Raw genomic sequence first — 23,736 nt, forward strand, 5'->3', positions numbered from 1 at the left:
GCAGCTGATTGCTGCTCGCCCCCTTTTGGCGTGTATGGCGACGTTGCTATTCGCGGTTTTGCGTGAAGATCAGAATGTACTTGACCAGCTCCAGCAGCGAGATGAGCGCTGCTGCGACGTACGTAAGCGCTGCGGCGTTCAACACTTTAGCGACTCCGCGTTCTTCGTCGTTCGTAATGAAGCCTTCGGCGACCATGATGTCCCGCGCGCGGTTGCTGGCATTGAATTCAACCGGAAGCGTGACGAGCTGGAATGCGACGGCGCAAGAGAAGAACAGAATGCCGATTCCGATCAGGCCGGATACTTGAAACAGGAAGCCGGCGATGAGCAGGAACGGCGCAACTCCAGAAGCGAAATTGACGACCGGGAAGATGCGGTGACGCAACGTAAGCATTGGATAGTGTACCTTATGCTGAATTGCGTGTCCGACCTCGTGACAGGCGACAGAGACGGCTGAGATGGAGTTTTCGTAATAGACGTGCTCCGAAAGTCGTACGACGCGATGGATCGGGTCGTAGTGGTCGGAGAGCGTGCCTGGAACCGGCTCTACGGGAACATCGTGCAGTCCGTTCCGATCGAGCATCATCCGCGCTGCTTGATAGCCTGTGATGCCGCTAACCGTTTGTACCTCCGACCAGCGATTGAAAGTGCCTCTGACTCTGAACTGCGCCCAAACCGAAAGCAAGAATGCAGGGATAATCAAGATATCCATGGGGTGAAAAAACATAATCGTTCCCTCCGTTATAATGGGATCTTACATAAATCCGCCTTTGTTCAGCAGCAGCATCAACGCTTCGACGCAAGCAGCCGTTTGAGGAATGAGCCGCTTGAATACTTGTTTAGCCTGCCCAGGCTTTAATTGGCTGATTACAGGCTCGATCGCCTTCACTTCGCGCTGCAGCTGTTCCAGGTGGATCTGAAGCTCGATGAGCTGTCCGGCCACTTCTTCGGGCGGAGATGCCTTTCCCCAGCTCGACAAGCTCGCCTTGATTTCATCCAGCGAATATTTCTCCTGCTTCAATTGTACGATACGTTTGAGACGCGCTAAGGTTTCATCACTGTATAAACGATAATTTTTGGCTGAACGACGCTCGGGCTCGATAAGACCCATGGAGGTGTAGAAATCAATCGTACGGGGGCTTACACCGGCTATCTTGGATAACTCGCCGATTCGGTATAATAAGTTTTCAGACATCGTGAACACCTCTTTCATTATAAAACGGGTATGTACTTAGGATTCCTATGTAACTATGATACAAATCCTGAACCATACAGTCAAACGTAATGCTTTGACAATTAATGCTTGTAAGAAACCTCACATGACAATTCTCGATTATTCTTTCAATCCTAACTAATAGCCAAGAGGACCGTAGAGATTTGGTATGGGGATCGTAAAAGGCGAAGAATAGAATGCTGAAACGGATGAATGAAGTCAAAGATTGTGAAAAAACTTAACATTCCATATGGAAAAGGAAACGAACGTTAGATTTTTTTATAAACATCCCGAAAATTGTATTGTCAAATTAAGAACTTCTGACTATAATGACATTAAGTCTTTCATATCATGTTAAGAAACATCACACTAGGGAGTGGTCGTAATGGTCAAGAAGCTGATTTTGTCTTTAGGTGCTCTATCGTTGTTATTTCCGGCATTGGCGTTCGCGGATGATCCTTCCGCAGCAACGCTGAATATGGGGCTCAACTCGATTTGGGTTCTTGTAGCAGCCATCCTGGTTATCTTGATGCAAGGCGGCTTTATCCTTCTGGAATCCGGCTCGACACGAATGAAGAATGCGGGTCACATTGCAGGGAAAACGATATTTACGGTAGGACTTTGTACCTTGGTTTACTGGGCAGTCGGTTATGCTTTCGCTTTCGGCTCAGACAACGCCGAGAATTCCATCAGCCATCTCATCGGCTGGGGCGGCGCATTCTTCTCCCCTTCAGTAGCAGCGGGCGAGGGCGAATCGCTTCCGACGACCGTGTTCTTCATCTTCCAGCTCGCTTTCGCGGCCGTATCGCTTTCCATCGCATGGGGCGGTTTCGCCGAACGTGCTAAGCTTTCCGCTTATCTGGTGTTTACGGTCTTGTTCACGGCACTTATCTATCCGGTCATTTCGCACTGGATCTGGAGCTCCTCCGGCTGGTTGTTCACGAAAGGCGCACAAGACTATGCAGGCTCTACGGTCGTTCACTTAACGGGCGCCATTGCCGCCTTCGCCGCAACGGTCCTATTGAAACCGCGGATCGGCCGCTTCAATAAAGACGGTTCCGCGAACGAAATTCTCGGTCACAACCAAGTATTCGGCGCGCTGTCCGTATTGATTCTGTGGGTAGGCTGGTTTGGCTTCAACGCAGGGAGCGCACTTAGCGTAGGCGACGGATTCTTCGGCTACGTCGCGTTCAACACGCAGCTTGGCGCTGCCGGCGGCGCGGTTGCCGCAATGTTGATCTCCTGGCTCGTGAACGGCAAAGCCGATATTACAACGACGCTGAACGGCGCGCTTGCCGGCCTCGTCGCCATCACGGCTACATGCGCATTCGTTGATCCGTGGGCTGCGGTAGTCATCGGTTTGGTAGCCGGTGTACTGGTCTTCTTCAGCACCAAATTTTTCGAGAAAATCAAAGTCGATGATCCGATCTACGCACTGTCGGTACACGGCGCAGCGGGTATCTGGGGGACGTTGGCGAACGGTATCTTCGCGACAGACGTGCTGGCCAAAAAGTTGAATGTCGGCGTCGGCGGCTTGATTGACACGGGCAGTTGGCATCAACTGTGGGTGCAAATCGAATCGGTCGTCGTATGCGGCGGTTACACGCTGGTTGCATCCTTCATCCTGCTCGGCATCATGAAAGTGGTGATGGGCCTCCGCGTAACGGAAGAGCAAGAGATCATCGGTCTCGACCTTTCCGAGCATGGCACGTTCGGATATCCGGAACAAATGAAGAAAGCACAACAAAACATGTAATTCGCCATCATCTATAGGAAGCAGAGCATATATTCCGATATAGAGAGAAAGGATGAGTCTGCGACGCCGCTACGGCCGGTGCCGCAGGTTCATCTTGGATATCCTGACATTGAGGTGAGCACGGCATGAGCGACCCGATCCGTGCGCAGCTGCTTGCGCGTATCGGCAGAAGTGACGATGCGGCATCGCTTCGCGGCCTGCGGGATCAGATCCACGAGCATATGGAAGCTCTGCTCGCTAAACAAACGATCGAACAATTCTATACGGATCTGAACGAGGTACACGACGCGATGATCAAGCGCGCGGTCGCCCTCTCGGAAGAGCAAATGGCACGGCTGGGGCATGGTTCCCCGCCCGTGCCTTATGCGTATCTGTTGTTTGGCAGCGGGGGCAGAGCGGAACAGACATTGACGAGCGATCAAGACAGCGGGTTGATCTATGCCGATCCGGAAGAGCCGTCGCAGCTTGAGCGGAATGCGCGTTATTTCGAACTCTTGTCGCAGAAGGTCGTACATTTGCTGGAACAGCTTGGCTATCCGCCTTGCGAAGGCGAGGTCGTCAGCTCGAATCCGCTATGGAGCCAATCGTCGTCGCAATGGAAGTCCAAATTGGATCTTTGGTTTCGGGAGCCGGACTGGGAGCGGGTCAGGTACCTGCTCATCGTGGCGGACTGCCGGATCGTGGCGGGATCGCAGGAGATTGGCGAAGAACTGAAGAGCTGCTTCTTCCAGAAGATGCTCGACCATGAACGGATTGCGGAGCGTATGCTGAACAACACGATGCGCCACAAAGTGCTGGTCGGCGTATTCGGGCAGCTGTTCAAAGAGCATTACGGCGAGGATGCGGGCAGTCTTGATTTGAAATATGGCGCGTATATCCCGATGGTTAATGCGGTGCGGCTTCTTGCCATACAAGCGGGTATAAGCGAGACCTCGACGATCGCGCGTCTGGAACGGCTGACGGACAAAGGGATTTTGGACGCATCGGAAGGTTCTCAATATGCCGAGGCGTTTAGATTGTTGCTGCGATTGCGCCTGATGACGACCGTCAAGCTGGAAGAAGGATTCTATGCCAATAACGGCAAGCTGCCCAATACCCGTCTGACCAAGGAACTTATCGAGGAACTCAAAGCCGGCCTTCGCACCGTGAAGAAGCTGCAGAAACGGGTTCGGAAGCGAGCTTCAGGCCGGATTTAGGCTCATCCGGAGGGGAATAGCATGAAAGAACAAAAAGGCGTAGGCCGGATGTGGCATCTGTACAAAATGGGCGGCATCACGCCTGCGCTGGCTTCCATGATGGGAGCTCAAAACGCGCAGCAAATGGCGTTTATCCGTTCCATGTCCAAAGAGCAGCGTAAAGATTCCATCATGGATCAGCCGCTATCCGAAATGGAGGTCGTCGTATTCGACTTGGAGACGACCGGCTTCTACCCGACCAACGGGGACGAAATCATTTCGTTCGGCGCGGTCATCCTGAAGGGAGAGCAGTTGATCGAAGATCGGACCTTCTACAGCTTGGTGAATCCGAAGCGCAAAGTGCCGAAGCATATCGCGGAACTGACCGGGATTACGAACGAAATGGTGCAGGGCGCGCCCGATCTTATGCAGGTACTGCATGATTTTATGGAGTTCGTCGGGAAAAGGCTGATGATCGCGCATGCCAGCGGGCATGACAAGCAGTTCTTGAACAGTGCGCTCTGGCGTACGTCGAAAGTGAATTTGACCCACCGCGTGCTGGATACGATGATGGTGGCCAAATGGCTCGATCCAGGGCGTTCCCATTACGATCTGGATGAATTGCTGGAGCAGTCGGGCATTGAAATCGCGCAGCGGCATCATGCGCTCGAAGACTCGGTCATGACGGCCAAGCTTTGGCTGCATTATCTAAGGCGCATGCTGGATCGGAACGTGGTAACGTTAGGGGACTTATATGCTTATCTGAGCAAGCATTAGCGGCGAGAAGGTCTCGTCTTGCAGCCAATAGGGCTGCACGATCGTACCGCGGGTCGGGTGATGAGGAGCGACGATCCAGTACGAGGTGCCCGCATTCTGTCCCGGAAGGCCTTCCCGGTCGGCCGGGCTCGGCACGGGCAAAGATGCGGGATGGGAATGATAGAAGCCGACAAGCGATTGTCGGTTTCTTTGCATGTCGTAAAGGACGCGAACCCAATCGGCCGGGTCGAAAGCGAATCTGCTCGCGGGGTTGGCCGCTGTATTGCGGACAGGATGAACGCCTGCGATCATCAGCGATTCGGCTGCTATCGATGCTGCGTCGCCGCGGGAATCTTCTTGATCGACGACAATGAAGGAGCCGCTTAACACGCCGCATGCTTCATCGGGCAGCGCGTTCATGCATGCCTCAATTAGCCTGCGATATGCTTGCGGTTCCAGCGAGGCATGAATCGGGGGCGGCCTCATGGCGATTCTCCTTCCGTGGCTGCATGGCAATATTGCATGCATATGGATATGCATTCAATATTGCATACGTCCATTATAGCGCCGCCCCCAGCATTCAGCCAGGCGCGTCTCCGGCTTTCTTCGGCGGATGGACAAGGAACACGATGATGAGCAGCGCCGCGACGGACAGACCGGATACGATGCCGTACAGCAGCGTATCGGATTTGCCGGCGATCCAGCCGAACAAGGGAGGACCGAAGGCGACGCCGAAGAACCGCAGACTGCTGTAGAGCGAGGTAACCATGCCGCGGTGCTGCCGATCGACCGATCCGGTAATGAGCGTATTCAAGCAGGGCAGCAGAAGGCCGGTACCAAGGCTGCTGAGCGCCGCGAAGCCGATTAGGGCGTAGATGTTTTTGTGCAAGAACGCGGCCGCGGCCAGAGCGGCGCCCATGACGGCCAGCCCCGTAATCATGAGGATGCGCATCAGCTTGCCGTTGTTTTTGATTTTGCGTCCGGTAATGTACGCGGTAATGACTAAGAACAGCAGCGGAATCGCCAGTATGCCGCCTTTGGCCACCCCATCGATCTTATAAGGAGCCTTCTCCAGCAGATCGGAGAGACGGAACAAGACGCCGAACAAAATAAACAAGCCCAGCGAGCCCGATACAAAAGCGCTGATCAGCCATTTCCCTTTCTCGCGAAAAACCTTGCCGAGATCCTTGACGTATTGTTTGATGGGCAGCGCCTGTTCTTTATTCTCTTTGCTCGGCTCTTTAATGAGGAAGAGCATGGCGGCAAACGAACCCGCGCAGAAGACCGGAAACGCAAATAAAGGCGCGTACCAAGTGAGCAGCGCGAGCAATGAGCCGATGATCGGGCTGACCACTTTGCCGGCTCCGTTAGAAGCCTCTATAAGTCCCAGCGCTTCGCTTTCCTCGCCGTCCTTGTATTTGTCGCCGACAAGCGCCATGGCGATCGGAGACGTTCCTGCGGCGCCGATACCTTGCAGTGCTCTGGCGGCGATGAGAAATCCATAAGCGTGCATGACTGCCGCAATGCCTGCTCCTATGCCTGCAATACCGTATAGCGCAAGAGAGGGAAGAATGACGGCTTTACGCGAATAACGGTCGGATAGATAGCCGGAGATCGGAATAATCAGTCCCGCCGCGACGGAAAATAACGTAATGACGAGACTGGCTTGAAACGTAGAGATGTGAAGCTTGCGCTCCATTTCCGGCAGGATCGGCACAAGCATGGAATTGCCGAGCACCAGCACCAGGGGGACGGTCGCGAGCGCGACGTATTCCAGCCATTTGCTGCCACCCTTGCTGTTCTGTTTCGATTTCGAGGAGGAGCCGCCGGACTCCGTCGTCCGCAGCTTGCCGGGACTGCCCGCAGTACCGCGGGTTTTCGTCTGCTGTTTCATTGTTTCTTGCCCCCAAGCCCATGAGTTGACCGAGCGGTCTCGTGGATAATGTGCCCTTGAACTTGAGGTGTCATTCTGGATCATGGTAACATAGAGAAAGTGAACGCAACGCAAATCGACAAATTTTGGAAAGAAGGCGCAACATGAAACGTTCCATCGTATTGCTCGTCATCGTGCTTATTCTGGCGGGTGCGGCAGTTTATCAAAATAACGGCAAGCATGACGAAGCCTTGGCTGCTTCGTCGGACATGCTGCCAAAGCCGGGTTTTACCGCTCCCACGCTGAGCTTGCCTGATTTGAAAGATCAAGACGTTGCCATTGGCGGGAAGCAGGAGAAGCTGACGTTGGTTAACTTCTGGGCGTCCTGGTGCTATCCTTGCGAGATGGAAGCGCCGGATCTTCAAGCATTGGCCAAGGAATACGGCGGCAAGCTTCAAATTCTGGGGATCAACGCGACCAGCATCGATAAAGAGCGGCAGGCGAGAGAATTCGTAGACCAGCAGAAGCTGTCATTCCCGATTCTGATGGATCGGAAGGGCACCGCGCAGAAGCTGTACAAAATCAATTCGTTCCCGATCAGCTTGCTGGTGGACAGCAACGGGATCGTCAGGGAGCGGGTCGAGGGCGTCATCAAGAAGGCGCAATGGCAGGCGCTCATCGACAAATGGGTGAATGCCGAGGTCGAGGAGAAAGCAGCGAATTCGACGACATGATCCAAGCGGGGATGCCGCTGTAGAACCGGCGTCTCTCATGCGTTAGACCATGAAGCAATCAAACCGAAAGTCCGTCCGCCATCAGGCGTGCCGGGCTTTTTTTCGGTTTCTTGCCGTTATCGATGCGCTGGCCTCCTTGCGAAAATTATTCTTGACAGCGTTTACAGCTGGTGGTATATTCATTTCCCTGTCATTTTCAACAAACTGAAAAATATGGAGGTACAGGAAATTGATTACTGTGGAAGGAATAAGCAAAACGTTCCTGGTGGCGAAACGTCAACCGGGCATGAAGCATGCGATCAAGTCGCTGTTCCACCGGGAGTACACGGCCGTCGATGCGCTGTCGGACATCTCGTTCTCGATTCCGCCCGGCGAAATCGTCGGTTATATCGGGCCGAACGGCGCGGGCAAATCGACAACGATCAAAGTCATGAGCGGCATTCTGGTGCCGGATCGCGGCTCCTGCGTCATTAACGGCTATACCCCTTGGAAGGATCGCGTGCCGTTCGTGAGGAACATCGGCGTCGTGTTCGGACAGCGATCGCAGCTCTGGTGGGACGTACCGGTGCTCGATTCGTTCGAGCTGTTGCGGGACATTTACAACGTACCGGAGACGCAATATCGAGCATCGCTGGCGCTGCTCGTGGAGACGCTCGATCTCGAAGGAATCATTCAGACGCCCGTCAGGCAGTTAAGCCTTGGGCAGCGCATGCGATGCGAGATTGCTGCCTCGTTGCTGCACAGTCCGAGTATCTTGTTCTTGGACGAACCGACGATCGGGCTGGACGCGGTATCCAAAATCGCGGTACGCCAGTTCATTAAGACGATTAACAAGGAAAAGGGCGTCACCGTCATTCTTACGACGCACGATATGAACGATATCGAGGCGCTGGCGAGCCGGATCCTGATGATCGGCAAAGGAAAGCTGCTGTACGACGGTAACGTGCAGGGGCTGCGAAGCCGGTTCGGTTCGAGACGGACGATTACCGCCGATTACCACGAGAACAGCCGGCCGCTCGATATTCCCGGCACGACGCTGCTGTCTTGGACGCCGGAGCGGGCCATTCTGAGCGTCGACACCGAGCAGGTTATGATTTCGGAGGCGATCACCCGGCTGTCCGCGCAAGTCGAGCTGCTCGACGTGGCGATCGACACGCAGCCGATCGAGGATATCATCGTGCAGATGTACAAGGAGTATCAGCTATGAGGAAGGCTTACTTATCCGTCTTCAAGCTGCGAATCAATATGGGGCTTCAATATCGAACGGCAGCGCTTGCCGGAATCGGCACGCAGTTTTTCTTCGGTTTCGTCTTCATTATGGTCTTCGAAGCGTTCTATGCGCATGCTTCCAACCAACCCCCGATGACACTATCCCAAGTGATCACCTACAGCTGGCTCAAACAGGCGTTTCTGGCGTTTATCATCCTGTGGCTTCGGGACAATGAGCTGTTCCAGCTGATTACGAGCGGCAACATCGCTTACGAGTTATGCCGGCCATGCGGCATTTACGGCTTCTGGTTCGCCAAGCTGCTGGCGCAGCGGTTGTCGAGTGCGCTTCTGCGTTGTTTTCCGATTCTCCTGATCGCCCTATTCCTGCCGGAGCCTTACCGGCTGCAACTTCCTTCTGACCCGATTACGCTATTGTTCTTCCTCGTCTCCTTGCTGGTCGGTCTGCTTATGATCGTATCGCTGTCCATGCTAATCTATATCTCCGTGTTCGTCACCATGTCGCCAAGCGGTTCGCTCTTGATGTTCAGCATTTTCGGAGAATTTCTGGCAGGTTTGATCATTCCGGTACCGCTGATGCCGGGATGGATGCAACAAATCGTATATGTGCTGCCTTTCCACTGGACCGCCGACTTTCCGTTTCGCGTGTATACGGGCGATTTGACGAAGCTCGAGTCGGCAACGGGGCTGGCGGGGCAATTGACTTGGCTCGCGGCGCTGGTCGCCATCGGCAAATTCACCATGGGCCGGGCGCTGCGGCGCATCGTCGTGCAGGGAGGTTGAGATGGGGGCGATGAAACTATACTTCAAGTACATGCTGCTCATTCTGAAGTCGCAGTTGCAATACCGCGGCTCCTTCTTGATGCTCTTGGTCGGTCAATGCCTGACCCCGTTCATGACGTTCGCCGGCGTATACTTCATGTTCGACCGGTTCGGTCAATTGGAAGGCTGGAATTTCTACGAGGTTGCGCTGTGCTTCGCGGTGACCCAGATGGCCTTCTCGCTCAGCGAGACGTTCGCGCGCGGTTTCGACGGGTTCGCGAGTCTGGTCGTCAGCGGCGATTTCGACCGGCTGCTCGTTCGCCCGCGCGGTACGGTCGTCCAGGTACTTGGCTCCAAGTTCGAGTTCGCGCGATTGGGCAGGCTGGCGCTTAGTCTGGTTCTGCTCGTATGGGCTTCCGGCCATATCGATGTCGCTTGGACGGCGTTCCGGCTGCTCGCGCTCGTCTTCATGATCATTAGCGGAACGGTCATTTACACGGGGATTTTCATCGTCGCCGCTTCGATCAGCTTCTGGACGGTGCGGGGCCTTGAGATCGTCAACATATTCACCGACGGCGGCCGGGAAATGACGCAGTACCCGCTGAGCATCTATGGCAAATGGGTCAAAAGGTTCTTCACCTTCGTCATTCCGTTCGGCAGCGTCAACTATTTGCCGCTGTTGTATATCCTCGGGCGGGAGGGGGCGGATCAACCGCTCTACGCGTTGACCCCGCTGGTAGGATTCCTGTTCATCGTGCCTTGCCTTCTCGTTTGGCGAATTGGCGTCCGGCATTATCGGTCGACTGGATCTTAACGAAACAAAAGGGGCTGCCGAGATCGGCAGCCCCTTCATGATTTATGATGCGTTCGAGCAGCAAGTCTTAATGATTCACGAGACCGAGTTGTTCCCGGGGCTCGTCATGCGAATCGATTTTGCTTTTCGTCAGCAGCGCGTAGCGGATGCTGTCGACGAGCGCTTCCCAGCTTGCTTCGATAACGTTGTTGGATACGCCGACCGTATTCCACGTGTTCTTGAAATCTGTCGATTCCATCAGAACGCGGACTTTAGCAGCCGTTGCGTCTTTCTCGTCAATGACGCGAACTTTATAGTCGGACAAATGGAAGTCGTTGATTGTCGGATAGTACTGCTCCAGCGCCTTGCGCAGCGCGTTGTTGAGCGCGTTGACGGGCCCGTTGCCTTCGGCGGCCATGTAGACCGGCTGTCCGTCGACGTTCACTTTCACGATCGCTTCGGCGTTCATGCCGTGGCCGTTCGTTTTCTCGACGAGCATTTTCAACGATTCCAGCTTGAAAATCTCTTTCATTTCGCCGAATGCGTCGCGAAGCAGCAGTTCGAGCGAGGCGTCGGCCCCTTCGAATTGGTAGCCTTGATGCTCCAAATCCTTGATTCGTTCCATGATTTGTTTCGTCTTCTCGTTATTCGAGTTAATATCAAGCCCAAGCTCCTGCGCCTTGGAAATAATGTTGCTCTGGCCGGCAAGCTCGGAGACGAGCACGCGCTGCTTATTGCCGACGAGCTCCGGCTGGATATGCTCGTACGTCTTGGAATCTTTCATGATTGCCGAAACGTGAATGCCGCCTTTGTGGGCGAAAGCCGCGTTCCCGACATAAGGCTGCGCCACCGGCATATGGACATTGGCGATTTCGCTGATATAACGCGCCGTCTTCGTGAGCGAGTGCAATTGATCGTCGCTGATGCAGCGATAATCCATTTTGAGCTGCAAATTCGGGATGATCGAGCATAGATTCGCGTTGCCGCAGCGTTCGCCGTATCCGTTGATCGTGCCTTGGATTTGGCGTGCGCCGGCTTGTACGGCTGCAAGCGTGTTGGCTACCGCGAGCTCGCAATCGTTATGCGTATGTATCCCGATAGGCGAGCTCAGCTCGGAGGAGATGCGAGACACGATCGTATGGATCTCCGTAGGGAGCGTGCCGCCGTTCGTGTCGCATAGGACGATCCAATCGGCGCCGGCATCTTGCGCTTTACGCAGCACGGCTAGCGCGTACTCCGGATTATGCTTGTACCCGTCGAAGAAATGCTCGGCATCGAAGATCGCTTCGACGCCTTTGCGCTTCAAGAAGGCGAAGGAATCGTAGATCATGGACAGATTTTCTTCAAGCGTCGTCTGCAAGGCCGTATGCACGTGGAAGTCCCACGATTTGCCGACAAGCGTTGCTGCAGGAACGCCGGATTCCACGATGCGCAGCAGGCTGCTGTCCTGATCGGCGATGCTGTTCTTCCGCCGCGTGCTGCCGAAAGCGGTCAGCTTCGCGTTCAGTTTCATTCCTTTAACGCGCTGGAAAAACTCGATGTCTTTGCTGTTGCTGCCAGGATTTCCGCCTTCAATATAATGAACGCCTAGCAAATCAAGCTTCTGGGCGATTTTGACTTTGTCCTCTGCGGAAAGACTGATGCCTTCTCCCTGCGTGCCGTCTCGAAGCGTTGTGTCGAAGATGGAGATTGTGTTTCCCATGAATGCAAAAGCCCCCTTCCTTAGAACCATTTTAACCTTCTAGTCATAATATTTTATTATACCATTAGAAGAGCGGGGCGTAAATGTTGGATGCGAGTGCCCGCAAGGGAAAGTTGACTCGCCAGGCATCCGGTTGGTATGCTTGAAATACGATCATAAGTTCGGTGTTTCGAAGGAAGGATGTTGGCTGCGATGACGAAGGAGCGGGAAACGGTACCTCCCAAAAGCCGTGTCATCCTTCACTTGGACATGAATGCCTTTTATTGTTCGGTACACGAGGCAGAAGAACCTCATTTATACAAAGATAAGCCGACGGCAGTCGCAGGAAGCGTCGAGCAGCGGAGAGGCATTATCGTGACGTCTTCGTACGCCGCGCGGGCGCAGGGCATCAAGACAGGGATGACGGTGCGGGAAGGACTCCGGCGCTGTCCGGATTTGATGCTCATTCGTCCCGATTTCAACTTATACCGCTTGTATTCCAGGGGCTTCATGTCGATTGCCAGCCAATACACGCCGCTCATCGAAGCCGTATCGATCGATGAGTGCTACTTGGACATCACGGGCTCGTCCGCATTCGGCGAACCGCTCCAAATCGCGCATGCCATTCAAGAGCGGATCCGAACGGAGTGGAACTTGCCCTGTTCCATCGGCATCGCCCCGAATAAGTTACTGGCGAAGATGGCCTCCGACATGCAAAAGCCCAACGGATTCACGGTGCTGCGCATTCGCGACGTGCCGGAGCTGCTCTGGCCGAAACCGTGCGATATGCTGTTCGGCATCGGGCGCAAAACGGCCGACAAGCTGACGAAGCTCAACATCCGGACGATCGGCCAGCTTGCGGCTGCCGACGAGGCTACGCTAGTGAAGCATTTCGGCGTCGTCGGCTCGTGGATGAAGGCGGCTTCGCACGGCTACGATTACGCGCCCGTCAATGCGGAACGGGGCCGCAACAAGTCGATCGGACATACGACGACGCTGCCCAAGGACGTGACCGACCGGGAAGAAGCGCACCGAATCCTGCTCAATTTGGCCGATCAGACGGGCAGGCGGATGAGACATCAGAAGATGGTGGCCACGACGATTCAGATCGTCATCCGGAGACCGGATATGAGTACCATCAATCGTTCCATTACAATAGAAGCGCCTACGGATTCCGCGGCCGATATTCATAGAGAAGCCTGCAAGCTGTTCGATAAACATTGGAAGAAAGGCGAGCCCGTCCGGTTGCTGGGCATCACGCTCCAGAACCTGTCGCTGCAGTCTGAAACCGCGGTCCAGCTGGATTTATTCAATTATAGCGAACAGCCGAAGAAAGAGGCGCTGACGAAGGCGATGGATAGGTTGAGAGACAAATTCGGAGAGGATGCGGTGCTTACGGCGGGCATGCTCGGGGACGATCCGTCGGCGCTAATACGCAATAAACGAATTCGCGGGACATCCTTGCAAAGGGACGAGCATATGTTATATAGTGATGAGTGAGGGTTGATCGCTTTAATGTAGGACATAATGTAAGTTTTGCTAACTTACCACTAATAGGAGGGAACCACGATGTCGAAGTTTACTTGGGTTGAGAAAGATACGTGCATTGCTTGCGGAGCATGCGGAGCAACGGCACCGGACATTTACGACTATGACGATGAAGGTTTGGCAGAGGTTATTTTCGGCAACGACGGTAACCATGGCAACACCGAAATTCCTGAGGATCTGTACGATGATTTGCAAGATGCTGCAGACGGCTGCCCTACGGACTCCATCAAAATCGCAGACTCGGCTTTTAACTACTAAAATCGCATAAACGCGAACCCGAAATCCCATTTCCTGTTTCGACAGGGGATGGGATTTTTCTTGTTTATTCGACATTATGTTATTGCCAATGCTTGTAAACGTAAACTAGAATGATAGAGAGTTTACAGCCTTTTTCTGGCAGCGCGAATAAGAGAATCGGGGGCATGTATGCGAAGACGCAAATGGATCGTTACGGCATTTGCCGGCGTGTTGATCGGTCTCTTCTGGTCATTCTTGAGCCAGTTGGGAACAGGGGGGACGCTGAATCAACTGGAGTCGGTGCTTCAGGATAAGGTAACGAAGCAATCGGATGCGGAACGGGCGCCGAACGTGAACATCAAGCTGATCAAGATCGATCAGGCTTCCCTCGACGGACTGGGGCAATTTCCATGGGACCGCGGCCTCTATGCGCAATTGATCGGCATGCTTGGCGATGCGGGCGCGAAAGCGGTTGCGCTGGACGTCGTGCTCGCAGAGCCCGGAAGCGATCCGGGAAGCGACGCCTTGATGGCGGAGACGATGAAGAAGTATCCGAACGTTATTCTTCCCGTCGTTTTCAATTTCAAGGCGAAACAGGACAATGCCGGCGAACTTAAGACAGAGTCCGTTTCTTACCCGGCCGGCACCATCGGCGCGGGCCCCGGACAAATCGGCCATATCAATGTGTTGCAGGACAACGATGGAACGGTCCGTAAGCTGACCGTCGGCTTGAAAGACAACGACGGCGCAATGATTCCGGCATTCAGCGTGAAGCTGGCGAACTATTTGCTCGATGCGTCTCATCAAATTGCATGGAACGCGGATAAGAACGGCTGGTATCGGGGAGACAAACGGCTTCCGGTCGATGCGCGGAATCAACTCGGAACGCAGTTTTACACCGAACCGAGAGAAGAGATGAGCGCGGATACGGGCTACGATTCTCAAAGCTTCATCGATGTCTTAACGGGGAACGTGCCTGCCGACTATTATCAAGGCGATGTCGTGCTCATCGGACCGTTCGCGCCGGGCTTGCAGGACGAGTACTTAACGCCGCTTAGTCCGACGCTCAAAATGTACGGGGTGGAAATCCATGCCAACATGATTCAGTCTCTCGTGGCGGGCAAGTTTTTCACGGAATCCGGCCCGTCCGTCAATTACGGGCTGATCGCGCTGTTAACGCTGCTCTCGCTTCTCGTCTTCAGCCGGGTGACCGGCTACAAGTCGTTTATCGCCTACGCCGCGCTAGCGGCTGCGTACACCGTGACCTGGATCGAGCTTTATCAGCTCAAGTCCGTCATGATCATGTTTACGTATCCGTTCTTGGCGATGACGACGGTATTGATCTGGTCGGTCGTTCAGCATTATGTCACGGAGCGCAGGGAACGGGGAAGGGTCACGAATATTTTCGGACGATTCGTCCCGCGAACGGTCGTGGACGAAATGCTCGCCTCCGGCGAAGAAGTCAAGGTCGGGGGACAACGAAGGGATATCAGCGTGGTGTTCGTCGACATCCGGGGCTTTACCCCGATGTCCGAGAGATTGGAGCCGGAGCAGGTCATTCAGGTGTTGAACGAATACCTGGATATTTGTACGAAAGCGGTGTTCAAATATAACGGGACGCTGGACAAGTTCATCGGCGACGGCGTCATGGCCATCTTCGGAGCGCCGATCTCGCAGCCGAATCATCCTGAGCTTGCCGTTCTGGCAGCATTGGAAATGAAGCGGCAATCGGCGGAACTGGAGGAGCGCTGCCTAAGGGAAATCGGCGTTCCGGTCCGGTTCGGCGTCGGCATCAACAGCGGACCTGCCGTCGTCGGCAATATCGGCTCGCAGATGCTGCGGCTGGACTATACGGCCATCGGTGATACGGTCAATTTGGCGGCCCGCTTGGAATCGAATGCTAGACCGGGTCAGATTCTGATCAGCGAAGAGACGTTGAACCGCGTTTCCGGGCAGTTCGAGACGGCATTCATAGGAGACATCAAGGTCAAAGGAAAAGAGAGGCCCGTGCCGGTAACGGAAGTCCATGGGCAGGCGGAACCGACATCATCCAGTGGGATTAGGGAACTTGAGGGGAGAGAAGGAGCATGAGGAATAGCAGTTTCCGCACGGTGATCGCGGTCATATGCTTCCTGCTTGTCATTGGGCCCGCGTCGTTGTTCGCTGGCAAGCATGCATCCGCGCAGATCATGCGTGTCGCGATCGTGCAGTCGTTGAAGGGCAGCGTGACCGTCATGAAGTCGGGAGGAGCGAAGCCGTTCAAAGCATTCAAGAATATGAGCTTGAACGAGGGGGATCAGATCACGACGGGCAAAGACGGCGGAGCGGTGCTGGAGCTGGCGAGCGCGAATGCGGATAAGGATACCGTGACCATTGCGGCCAATTCCGTCGTTGATTTCTCGAAGTTGAAAGACAGCGGCGGCACCAAGACGAAAATAAGCATCTGGGCCGGCTCGTTGTGGGTCAAAGTCAAATCGGTATCGAACGCGAGCGATCAGTTCGAGGTCGAAACGCCGACGTCCATCATGGGGGTCCGCGGCACGCAGTTTTACGTCGGCGTCGATCCGGTTACCGGGCTGACGCAGCTGTTCCTTGCCGCCGGAGTCGTCGAATCGCGGACGAACGACAATCGTCTGGATGAGTCGACCGATGCCGCGATCGATAGAACGCAAGTCATCTATTCCGCGCAGCAGCTGGCCGAGTATATGGATGCGGACGGCATTCATACCCAGTCGTCGATCATTGACTTGAGCAGCTTCGTGTCGAATGCTTCGCCGGATATCATCAGGGTGATCTTGTCCAGCGCGCAATCGATCAATGAAGAGAATTCGCGGATGATGGAGCAGGCGAAGGAGTCGCTCGGAACGGGGACCGGCAATGGCGGCTTCGGGGGCCAAACGTTATCCCAAGCGGAGTTGGAGCGCCTTCAGCAGAATCTGAACAACCTGGTTTCGTTGATCGCCCAAGAAGCGCTGTCCCAGCACAAAATCGATACATCCGTTATTGATAAAATCAATGAAGCGGCCGGCGGCAAGCTGATTGATCTTTCGATCGCGAAGCAGCTCGATTTGACGGCCGAGGAAAGAAAGAAGCAGGAGCTGCTCGAGAAGCTTCTGAAAGAAAAAGAAGAGCAGGCGGCGCGCGAGAAAGCAGCCAAAGATGCGCTCCTCCAAAAAACGAATGCCGCTTTGCTGGCAAAGCAGAAAGCGGAAGAACTGCGCAAGCAGAACGAGCAAAGGGAAAAGGAGCTGCAGAACGCGGCTGAGCTTGCATACGCTCAAGGCCTTTCGGATGCGGAGCTGCAGGCTTTTAATCAGAACCGGATCAACAACGGACTGCCGCCGATTACCCCTGGCAAAAGTTCCTCCAATAGCACTGGCGGGAGTACCGGAACGACTGCGCCCCAAAGCACTGCGAAGGCTAGCTTGAAATTCAGCGATTCCGCGTTGGAGACTTCGCCGCTTCAAGCCGGGGGGCCGCTCGAATTGAATGTCGTATTCAGCGGATTCGCCGCAGCGCAGCCGATTCTCGGCTATCAAATCGAAGTTGAATATGACAGTCGGCTGGCATCCTTCGACGAGTATAGGTTCTCCTATCCGGAAACCGCGCTTCAATATCGGGCGGGAGCGCCTGGATTTAAAGTCAAGCCGGAGCGTACCTATGTCACCGAAGAGAACAGCGTGGATGATTACCGGATCATCAATGGAACAACGACGTCCAGGCTGATCTACTCGGTCGCGAAGTTCAGCGGGGATGCCTCGATCGTCAGCGACGGAACCGTCATGGTCAAGCTTCCGTTCCTGGTGTATCCGTCGAGCGGAACCCAGGCGCCGCGGGCCGAAGATTTGATCTCGGTGCCGTTCCATATCCGTTCCATTGCGGCGATAGGCGCGAACGGCGATTCAATCGGCATCGCTGCAGGGCCGGATTTAACCGTTCGCGTGCAGCCGATGACTACTTAACGAGAGGATAACCTTCCCATGAGGCAAATTTCGAAAATCACGGTTTCGGCCGCAGCAGCCGCAGTCTTGCTCGGTGCTGTGGTCAGCACGGGTTATGCCGCTGCGAACAACGAACGGAATTCCGTCGTAGCGCTGAAACCGTTATACGAAGTACACACGATCGCAGGCTCGGGCGCTTACGGCTTGCTTAACGGTACGCCGGCCGAATCGGCTTTCCGGGGACCGACTTCGCTGCTGTACAGCGACGAGGGTAAAATGTTCCTGATCGCGGACACGAGCAACCAGCTGCTTCGACTGCTGCAGCCCGGCGAGGCGAGCACGGCGGCGGGCATGAATATCGGCGACGACGATCTGAATGCGTCCCTAGGCAGTTTGATTGACGGCCCCGTCGATGAAGCAGTCTTCAACGGCCCGTCCGGGCTGGCGGAGGACGAGACAGGCAATGTGTATGTCGCCGATTCCGGGAACAACGCGATTCGCAAAATCGATCAAGACGGCAACGTGACGACGATTGCCGGCGACGGCTTGATCGGCGATACCGACGGAGCGGGCACGAAGGCCGAATTCAATCGTCCGCTCGATATTGCGGTGTCCAAGTCGGGCGTCGTCTATGTCGCGGATACGCTCAATCACGCGATCCGGCAAATCAAAGACGGCGTCGTAACGACGCTGAACGCGCATTCGTCCAGAATCGTTGAATACGTGCCGGGTTCGGTTGCCAAAGGCGGCGATTACGCGGATGGCCCGATCGCAAAAGCGAAATTCAATGAACCTAGCGGTCTTGCGCTGGATGACAAAGGAAATTTGTACGTCAGCGATTCGGGTAACGACATGATTCGTTACATCGATTTCGCGGCGGGTACCGTAACGACGGTCGCAGGAGGCAAGGCGGGAGCGGCCGTCGTATACGGTCCGAACGCTCCTTATGCAACGGGCGGCTTTGCGGATGGCGTTGCCGGAACGGCGAAGTTCCATGCGCCGCGCGGCTTGGATCTTTCTCCGGAAGGCGGCCTGCTCATCGCGGATTCGCTGAATCATGTGATCCGCTATTTATTCCATGGCGTCGTGTCCACGATAGCGGGCACGCCGGGTGAAGAAGGACGCATGGACGGACTTGCCGCCAATGGCGCGCTGTTGAATAAGCCGACGGATGTCCGATGGCTCGGGGAAGGCACGATCGCGGTAGCGGACAGCGGAAGCAACACGATTCGTCTCGTCGCTCCTTACCATGCGCCTGCAGGACTCAAGACGGACGGAACCATTAATCTGTTGTATGGAACCCGTCTGCTGCAGAGCGACGCCAATCCGGTCATCAAGAATGGCGTCACCTATGCTCCGGCAAGAGTATTGGCGGAGCAACTCGGCTACGACGTGCGATATGCCGGGGGCCAAACGACGCTGCGTCTGGGAACGACGACTTACACGATGACGGCCGGATCGTCGTCGGTCGTAAAGTCGGCACAGGGAGGAACGAAGCAAACCTTGAACGTCGGTGCGGCTCCGTTTAACGCTGCAGGCCGATTGTTCCTCCCGGTTCGTTTCTTCGCCGAAGAGCTTGGCCTGGACGTACAATGGCTGTCGGATATCCGTGCCGTGCTGCTGCGCGACAAGCGGTTCAGCGAGTAAAAAACGGAATAAATTTGTGAAAAAAGAGCCGTCCGGATATTATCCGGGCGGCTCTTCTGCCGATATAGTACCTACCGGAGTCGGAAACAGGAGGTCGCCAGATGGAAATAAACGATGACATGAACTATCTCAAACGTTACGTACAGAACCATCCGGATAACCGCATGGCCTGGTATCTGCTGGGCAGGCAATATATACAGGAAGGCAAGGAAGCGAAAGCAAACTACTGTTTCCTGCAGTCCGGCAGCATCTACGATGCTTATGAACGCAAGCAGCATCCGCTCGCTAACGAACCGCAGCAATTGATTGCCGAGTGGAACCGCAAACGCCGGCGCCGCATGCTAGCGCTGCGGGCTTCGGCGTCCGTGCTCCTGCTTGCCGCGCTCATGCTGCTAATCGTCCCGGGCGCCGCCCGAGACGATGCGGGGTCGGACGAGGCGCTGCAGTCCGTAACGGATACGAACCCTGTAACGGCAAAGCCGCCCGATGACGGACTGAAAGTCGTCTTCGTGAAACCGGCCGGGAGCGACGCTGCGATGCTCGGCAAGGCGCTCGGCGTACTGACGCAAGGCGGAAGCCAAAGTGACGGGAAGGGGCTTGCCGTCAGTCTGGAACAGGATGGAAAGTGGCGCAAGTGGACGGGGAAAACCCGTCTGCTGGCGCAGACGGCGAAACAGGACGGACAAGGGCAGGCTGATATCGGCCTATTGGACGCGAAAGCGTGCGACTGCATGCCGGATAAGGATGCGAAAGCGCGAACGCTCTACAGAACCTGGAGCGAGCGTCAGGAGCAGAAATGGACCCTGTCAAGCGCCATCGCGCACTATCGCGAGCGGATGAAGGCGTGGCCTGCCAAGCTCGAAGATCTCGTTCGGCCTTATCCGAATAACGTGCTTTCAGGCCGTTCGGAAGCGATGAGCAAGCTATTCGCGCCGCTGCTGAAAGCGATGCAATCGGAAGCGGCTTCGGCAGCTGGTTCGGATGACGGAGCGGGAGCCGGGAAGCAGCTTGCTGCCGCGGATTCGACGACCAAAGGAGCGGCAGCCGGCGCCGCTTCCTCGGCTGCCGGCGAGTCGCCGCTGCCGGAGGAACCGCTCTCGATCGTCGTCGATAAGGACAATCATCAGCTTGCCGTCGTGAGCGGGGACGTGATCGTCCGCAGCTATACGGTAGGACTGGGCGGAGCCAAGACGCCGGCCGGAAGCTTCGCCATCAGCGAGAAGGTTCGCAATCCCAACGGACGGGATGACAGCGAATTCGGCAGCCGGGGGATGACGCTCTCGAATTCGCTGTACGCGATTCACGGCACGAACGATCCCGATAGCATCGGTAAGGATGAATCGCATGGCTGCATCCGGATGAACCGGAAGGATCTTGAAGAGCTCTATGATCTGGTGCCCCTTGGGACGATGGTCACAATAAAAAGCGGCGTTCTTCCCGACGCTGCGGCACCGGTCGCAAAGCGTTTCCGCTTGCAGCCGGACCAGGACGAGACGAACTCCGCTGTTGTTTACAAATGGCTTGATTAAGGCCCCTAGGCTTGACCGAGAATCGACATGGTCGTATCCCGGCAGGTTGATTAACGAGCAACCTTACTTGTCAAGAATAAGCAGTACGGTCATGACGATCACGATGACGACAAAGATCGATCCGATCCAGATGAGCGCTTTCTTATTAACGGTTTCTTTTTGCTTGGATTTCATGATCGGCGGCTTTTTTTTGGCTTGGCTCATACGGATCAACCTTTCTTTCACGGGAAATGAGAATATGTTACTATTGTAATCGTTTTCCTACAGGGAGACAACTGTTTGTAAAGCGATTAAGAGTCGTGCCGAGGAAGACGAAGCGGCGTCGACTCTTTCTTTTTCGTGTCCGACACGTTAAACTGTTCGATAGAGCTAACATGAAGAACGGAGTGACTTTTCATTGTTGTATACCAAAATTGCCAAGCCCTATTTCTTCCGAATGGATGCCGAGAAAGCCCATCACATGGTGATTGACGGCCTGCACACGGCCAGCCGCGTTCCGGGCATTCCCGCCATGATGCGCGGCATGTACGGCGTTTCGGAATCAAAGGAGCTCGCGATGGATTTGTTCGGGCTGCATTTCTCCCATCCCGTCGGTCTTGCGGCCGGACTGGACAAGAATGCCAAGGCTGTCGATATGTTCGCCAATATCGGTTTCGGTTTTGCCGAAGTAGGCACGGTCACGCCGAAAGGACAAGTCGGCAACGACCTGCCGCGGCTGTTCCGTCTCCCGAGCGACGAAGCGCTCGTCAATCGGATGGGTTTCAATAACGAAGGCGCGGCGGCCATGGCCGAACGGCTTTCCCGCGATACGCAGCGGCGGATTCCGATCGCCGTCAACATCGGCAAGAACAAGACAACCCCGAACGAGCTGGCGCACGAGGATTACCGCGCTTGCCTGCAGCAGCTGTATACATACGGCGACTTTTTCGTCGTCAACATTAGTTCGCCGAACACGCCGGACCTGCGCGCGCTGCAGCATGGCGACGAGCTGAAGCTTCTGCTTACCACGGTCATGGACGAAATGGGCGTTCAGGCCGCCAAGAGCGGCGCCGCCCGCAAGCCCGTGCTTGTCAAAATCGCGCCGGACATGACGGAAGAGCAGCTTGCCTATACCGTCGAGACGATCGTAGCGAGCGGCGTGAACGGCATAATCGCGACGAATACGACGATCAGCCGGGAAGGCTTGCGGCATGAGAACGCAAAGGAAACCGGCGGTTTGAGCGGCAAGCCATTGCGCGACCGTTCGACGGAGGTTGTACGCGAGGTTTATCGTCTGACGAATGGACAACTGCCCATTATTGGTTCTGGCGGCATCTTTACGGCAGCCGATGCATACGATAAAATTCGCGCAGGCGCAAGTCTCGTTGAAATTTACACGGCGCTTATCTATAAAGGCCCGGAGCTGCTTCGGGAACTGACGGAAGGACTTAAAGCGTTGCTGCGCAAAGACGGATTCGCATCGATTGCGGAGGCAATAGGAGCAGATCATCGGTCATAGACAGGAGGCGGCCGGATGGACGGAAGAGACTGGGGACTATTTTTACACCCTTACGAGCAGGCAGTAGAAGAATTGAAGGTCAAGCTAAAGACGCTTCGGACGGAACTTAAGAATCGGGAAGCCTACGCGCCGATTGAGTTCGTGACGGGGCGGGTCAAGAAGATTTCCAGCATTCTGGAGAAAGCTAAACGGCTGTCGGTGCCGATGGAGAAGATCGATACCGGTATCGAAGATATAGCGGGTATCCGCATCATGTGCCAGTTCGTGGACGACATCCACCGCGTAGCGGCGCTGATCCGTTCGCGCAAAGATTTGAAACTCGTGTACGAGAAAGACTACATTACGAATTTCAAAGACAGCGGCTATCGCAGCTACCATATGATTATCGAATATCCCGTTCAAACGGCGATCGGCTTGAAAAACGTGCTGGCGGAGATTCAAATCCGTACGCTGGCGATGAATTTCTGGGCGACGATCGAGCATTCGTTGAACTATAAGTATAAGGAAAGTTTGCCGGAAGACGTGCGAAACCGGTTGAAGAAAGCCGCCGAGGCGGCATCGGTGCTGGATACGGAAATGTCCAGCATTCGCAATGAAATCTTGGACGCGCAGCGGGATTTCGAAGAGAAATCGAACATGTTCTCCAGCGTGCTCAGCGACATCCAGGAACTGTATTTCTTCAATCGCGTGCGCGAGGCCGTTCAATTCCAACTGCGGTTCAATGAACTATGGGAGAAGGAAGACGCGTTCGAAATCCGGAGGCTGTCCGACGAGATCCGGGTGGCGATCAATCGCGCGAAGAAGGGCGGAACGACGTAAGTGACGTCATCCCAAGCATCGCAGGCGTACCCGTATGACGAGAAATTCGTTCATTTTGTCGTGTTGTTCAACGTCGACGAGGATTATTTCGAATGTCACGAAGTGATGGAGGAACTGTGGCTCGAAGAAGGCCGCAGCACGCTCTATCAGGGACTGCTGCAGGCCGCGGTCGGCCTTCATCATTGGCGCAACGATAATTTCACCGGCGCGGTCAAGCTGTTCTCCCAAGCGGAAAACAAGCTGACGGCGTATCCGGACGACACGATGGGGCTTGATCTGTCACGGCTTCGCGCCGACATGGCTGGCAGTTTGGCCCGGCTTCGGGCTTATACGGAAGGAAGGCCGGCAGCGGACCGCGAAGCGGAACCGCCTGCCTTCGAAGCCTTCCGCCTTGTCGTCGTCGACGAAACGCTGCGCGAACTTGCGAAAGCGCTTGCGGCAATCCCGTACGACCGGCGCGTGCATCCCGAAGATGATTAATAGCCGCGAAGGTTTGCCGGCGATCGCTCATAGCTGCTGACGACATTCGGTTTCCGATCATCGGGCC

22 protein-coding genes are annotated in these 23,736 nt (G+C 55.2%); 16 read left to right on the forward strand and 6 right to left on the reverse strand.

Going from position 1 to position 23,736, the window contains the following annotated elements; translation table 11 throughout:
• Positions 1–46: 46 nt before the first annotated feature.
• Complete coding sequence (locus GZH47_RS27815) at positions 47–727, reverse strand: zinc metallopeptidase (protein WP_162644219.1); 681 nt, start codon at positions 725–727, stop codon at positions 47–49.
• A gap of 27 nt (positions 728–754) precedes the next feature.
• The gene (locus tag GZH47_RS27820) at positions 755–1,195 is read right to left on the reverse strand and encodes a MerR family transcriptional regulator (RefSeq protein ID WP_225446248.1); all 441 of its coding nucleotides are present in this window, start codon (positions 1,193–1,195) and stop codon (positions 755–757) included.
• 403 nt (positions 1,196–1,598) lie between these two features.
• Between GZH47_RS27820 and GZH47_RS27825 the strand changes: the two genes are divergently transcribed.
• The 3 genes from GZH47_RS27825 (at position 1,599) to GZH47_RS27835 (ending at position 4,921) form a co-directional block, all read left to right on the forward strand.
• Entirely contained in the window at positions 1,599–2,969 is a 1,371-nt protein-coding gene (locus tag GZH47_RS27825; RefSeq protein WP_162644221.1) for an ammonium transporter, read from the forward strand.
• Between the two features lie 125 nt (positions 2,970–3,094).
• Positions 3,095–4,165 (forward strand): DUF294 nucleotidyltransferase-like domain-containing protein, encoded by a 1,071-nt coding sequence (locus tag GZH47_RS27830; RefSeq protein WP_162644222.1) that lies wholly within the window; start codon positions 3,095–3,097, stop codon positions 4,163–4,165.
• 21 nt (positions 4,166–4,186) lie between these two features.
• Positions 4,187–4,921: an exonuclease domain-containing protein gene (locus tag GZH47_RS27835; protein WP_162644223.1), complete on the forward strand. Its 735-nt coding sequence runs from the start codon at positions 4,187–4,189 to the stop codon at positions 4,919–4,921.
• Here the strand turns inward: GZH47_RS27835 and GZH47_RS27840 are convergent.
• Positions 4,895–5,386, reverse strand: coding sequence for a M67 family metallopeptidase (locus GZH47_RS27840; protein ID WP_162644224.1), 492 nt, complete (start codon positions 5,384–5,386; stop codon positions 4,895–4,897). The two genes, GZH47_RS27835 and GZH47_RS27840, sit on opposite strands and share 27 nt — an antisense overlap.
• A gap of 94 nt (positions 5,387–5,480) precedes the next feature.
• Positions 5,481–6,794, reverse strand: a complete 1,314-nt coding sequence (locus GZH47_RS27845; RefSeq protein ID WP_162644225.1) for an MFS transporter — start codon at positions 6,792–6,794, stop codon at positions 5,481–5,483.
• 143 nt (positions 6,795–6,937) lie between these two features.
• Here GZH47_RS27845 and GZH47_RS27850 point away from each other — a divergent pair, with 143 nt between their 5' ends.
• The 4 genes from GZH47_RS27850 (at position 6,938) to GZH47_RS27865 (ending at position 10,310) form a co-directional block, all read left to right on the forward strand.
• A complete protein-coding gene (locus GZH47_RS27850; protein WP_162644226.1) occupies positions 6,938–7,507 on the forward strand; it encodes a TlpA family protein disulfide reductase in 570 nt (189 codons plus the stop codon).
• A gap of 238 nt (positions 7,508–7,745) precedes the next feature.
• Complete coding sequence (locus tag GZH47_RS27855; protein ID WP_318653431.1) at positions 7,746–8,714, forward strand: ABC transporter ATP-binding protein; 969 nt, start codon at positions 7,746–7,748, stop codon at positions 8,712–8,714.
• A complete protein-coding gene (locus tag GZH47_RS27860; RefSeq protein ID WP_162644227.1) occupies positions 8,711–9,517 on the forward strand; it encodes an ABC transporter permease in 807 nt (268 codons plus the stop codon). Before GZH47_RS27855 ends, GZH47_RS27860 begins: the two co-directional genes overlap by 4 nt.
• Before the next feature lie 10 nt (positions 9,518–9,527).
• Positions 9,528–10,310, forward strand: a complete 783-nt coding sequence (locus GZH47_RS27865; protein ID WP_162645481.1) for an ABC transporter permease — start codon at positions 9,528–9,530, stop codon at positions 10,308–10,310.
• A 67-nt stretch (positions 10,311–10,377) separates the two neighbouring features.
• On the opposite strand, the gene cimA is transcribed toward GZH47_RS27865, so the two are convergent.
• Entirely contained in the window at positions 10,378–11,991 is a 1,614-nt protein-coding gene (cimA, locus tag GZH47_RS27870) for a citramalate synthase (RefSeq protein ID WP_162644228.1), read from the reverse strand.
• A gap of 192 nt (positions 11,992–12,183) precedes the next feature.
• Here cimA and GZH47_RS27875 point away from each other — a divergent pair, with 192 nt between their 5' ends.
• From GZH47_RS27875 to GZH47_RS27900, 6 genes are all read left to right on the forward strand, one after another.
• The gene (locus GZH47_RS27875; RefSeq protein WP_162644229.1) at positions 12,184–13,470 is read left to right on the forward strand and encodes a DNA polymerase IV; all 1,287 of its coding nucleotides are present in this window, start codon (positions 12,184–12,186) and stop codon (positions 13,468–13,470) included.
• Between the two features lie 69 nt (positions 13,471–13,539).
• On the forward strand, positions 13,540–13,776 hold the full coding sequence (locus tag GZH47_RS27880; RefSeq protein ID WP_162644230.1) for a ferredoxin: 237 nt from the start codon (positions 13,540–13,542) through the stop codon (positions 13,774–13,776).
• Positions 13,777–13,944: 168 nt separating this feature from the next.
• Positions 13,945–15,846: an adenylate/guanylate cyclase domain-containing protein gene (locus tag GZH47_RS27885; protein ID WP_162644231.1), complete on the forward strand. Its 1,902-nt coding sequence runs from the start codon at positions 13,945–13,947 to the stop codon at positions 15,844–15,846.
• Positions 15,843–17,717, forward strand: coding sequence for a FecR family protein (locus tag GZH47_RS27890; RefSeq protein WP_162644232.1), 1,875 nt, complete (start codon positions 15,843–15,845; stop codon positions 17,715–17,717). The genes GZH47_RS27885 and GZH47_RS27890 overlap by 4 nt, the downstream gene beginning before the upstream one ends.
• 18 nt (positions 17,718–17,735) lie before the next feature.
• A complete protein-coding gene (locus GZH47_RS27895; protein ID WP_162644233.1) occupies positions 17,736–19,343 on the forward strand; it encodes a stalk domain-containing protein in 1,608 nt (535 codons plus the stop codon).
• Positions 19,344–19,444: 101 nt separating this feature from the next.
• Positions 19,445–20,872, forward strand: a complete 1,428-nt coding sequence (locus tag GZH47_RS27900) for a L,D-transpeptidase (protein ID WP_162644234.1) — start codon at positions 19,445–19,447, stop codon at positions 20,870–20,872.
• A gap of 63 nt (positions 20,873–20,935) precedes the next feature.
• Here the strand turns inward: GZH47_RS27900 and GZH47_RS33895 are convergent, their stop codons facing one another.
• On the reverse strand, positions 20,936–21,076 hold the full coding sequence (locus GZH47_RS33895; protein WP_192043551.1) for a hypothetical protein: 141 nt from the start codon (positions 21,074–21,076) through the stop codon (positions 20,936–20,938).
• Positions 21,077–21,269: 193 nt separating this feature from the next.
• On the opposite strand from GZH47_RS33895, the gene GZH47_RS27905 reads away from it, so the two are divergent.
• The 3 genes from GZH47_RS27905 to GZH47_RS27915 are packed head-to-tail and all read left to right on the forward strand — an operon-like array spanning position 21,270 to position 23,669.
• Positions 21,270–22,370: a quinone-dependent dihydroorotate dehydrogenase gene (locus GZH47_RS27905; RefSeq protein WP_162644235.1), complete on the forward strand. Its 1,101-nt coding sequence runs from the start codon at positions 21,270–21,272 to the stop codon at positions 22,368–22,370.
• Positions 22,371–22,385: 15 nt separating this feature from the next.
• On the forward strand, positions 22,386–23,189 hold the full coding sequence (locus GZH47_RS27910; protein ID WP_162644236.1) for a GTP diphosphokinase: 804 nt from the start codon (positions 22,386–22,388) through the stop codon (positions 23,187–23,189).
• Positions 23,190–23,669, forward strand: a complete 480-nt coding sequence (locus tag GZH47_RS27915) for a DUF309 domain-containing protein (RefSeq protein ID WP_162644237.1) — start codon at positions 23,190–23,192, stop codon at positions 23,667–23,669.
• Positions 23,670–23,736: the final 67 nt, after the last annotated feature.

The sequence above is a fragment of the Paenibacillus rhizovicinus genome (assembly GCF_010365285.1).
Taxonomy (GTDB): domain Bacteria; phylum Bacillota; class Bacilli; order Paenibacillales; family Paenibacillaceae; genus Paenibacillus_Z; species Paenibacillus_Z rhizovicinus.

Coding starts and splice junctions, on each gene's coding strand:
- GZH47_RS27815 (WP_162644219.1), bottom strand. CDS start 727: ATGTTTTTTCACCCCATGGATATCTTGATTATCCCTGCATTCTTGCTT.
- GZH47_RS27820 (WP_225446248.1), bottom strand. CDS start 1,195: ATGTCTGAAAACTTATTATACCGAATCGGCGAGTTATCCAAGATAGCC.
- GZH47_RS27825 (WP_162644221.1), top strand. CDS start 1,599: ATGGTCAAGAAGCTGATTTTGTCTTTAGGTGCTCTATCGTTGTTATTT.
- GZH47_RS27830 (WP_162644222.1), top strand. CDS start 3,095: ATGAGCGACCCGATCCGTGCGCAGCTGCTTGCGCGTATCGGCAGAAGT.
- GZH47_RS27835 (WP_162644223.1), top strand. CDS start 4,187: ATGAAAGAACAAAAAGGCGTAGGCCGGATGTGGCATCTGTACAAAATG.
- GZH47_RS27840 (WP_162644224.1), bottom strand. CDS start 5,386: ATGAGGCCGCCCCCGATTCATGCCTCGCTGGAACCGCAAGCATATCGC.
- GZH47_RS27845 (WP_162644225.1), bottom strand. CDS start 6,794: ATGAAACAGCAGACGAAAACCCGCGGTACTGCGGGCAGTCCCGGCAAG.
- GZH47_RS27850 (WP_162644226.1), top strand. CDS start 6,938: ATGAAACGTTCCATCGTATTGCTCGTCATCGTGCTTATTCTGGCGGGT.
- GZH47_RS27860 (WP_162644227.1), top strand. CDS start 8,711: ATGAGGAAGGCTTACTTATCCGTCTTCAAGCTGCGAATCAATATGGGG.
- GZH47_RS27865 (WP_162645481.1), top strand. CDS start 9,528: ATGAAACTATACTTCAAGTACATGCTGCTCATTCTGAAGTCGCAGTTG.
- cimA (WP_162644228.1), bottom strand. CDS start 11,991: ATGGGAAACACAATCTCCATCTTCGACACAACGCTTCGAGACGGCACG.
- GZH47_RS27875 (WP_162644229.1), top strand. CDS start 12,184: ATGACGAAGGAGCGGGAAACGGTACCTCCCAAAAGCCGTGTCATCCTT.
- GZH47_RS27880 (WP_162644230.1), top strand. CDS start 13,540: ATGTCGAAGTTTACTTGGGTTGAGAAAGATACGTGCATTGCTTGCGGA.
- GZH47_RS27885 (WP_162644231.1), top strand. CDS start 13,945: ATGCGAAGACGCAAATGGATCGTTACGGCATTTGCCGGCGTGTTGATC.
- GZH47_RS27890 (WP_162644232.1), top strand. CDS start 15,843: ATGAGGAATAGCAGTTTCCGCACGGTGATCGCGGTCATATGCTTCCTG.
- GZH47_RS27895 (WP_162644233.1), top strand. CDS start 17,736: ATGAGGCAAATTTCGAAAATCACGGTTTCGGCCGCAGCAGCCGCAGTC.
- GZH47_RS27900 (WP_162644234.1), top strand. CDS start 19,445: ATGGAAATAAACGATGACATGAACTATCTCAAACGTTACGTACAGAAC.
- GZH47_RS33895 (WP_192043551.1), bottom strand. CDS start 21,076: ATGAGCCAAGCCAAAAAAAAGCCGCCGATCATGAAATCCAAGCAAAAA.
- GZH47_RS27910 (WP_162644236.1), top strand. CDS start 22,386: ATGGACGGAAGAGACTGGGGACTATTTTTACACCCTTACGAGCAGGCA.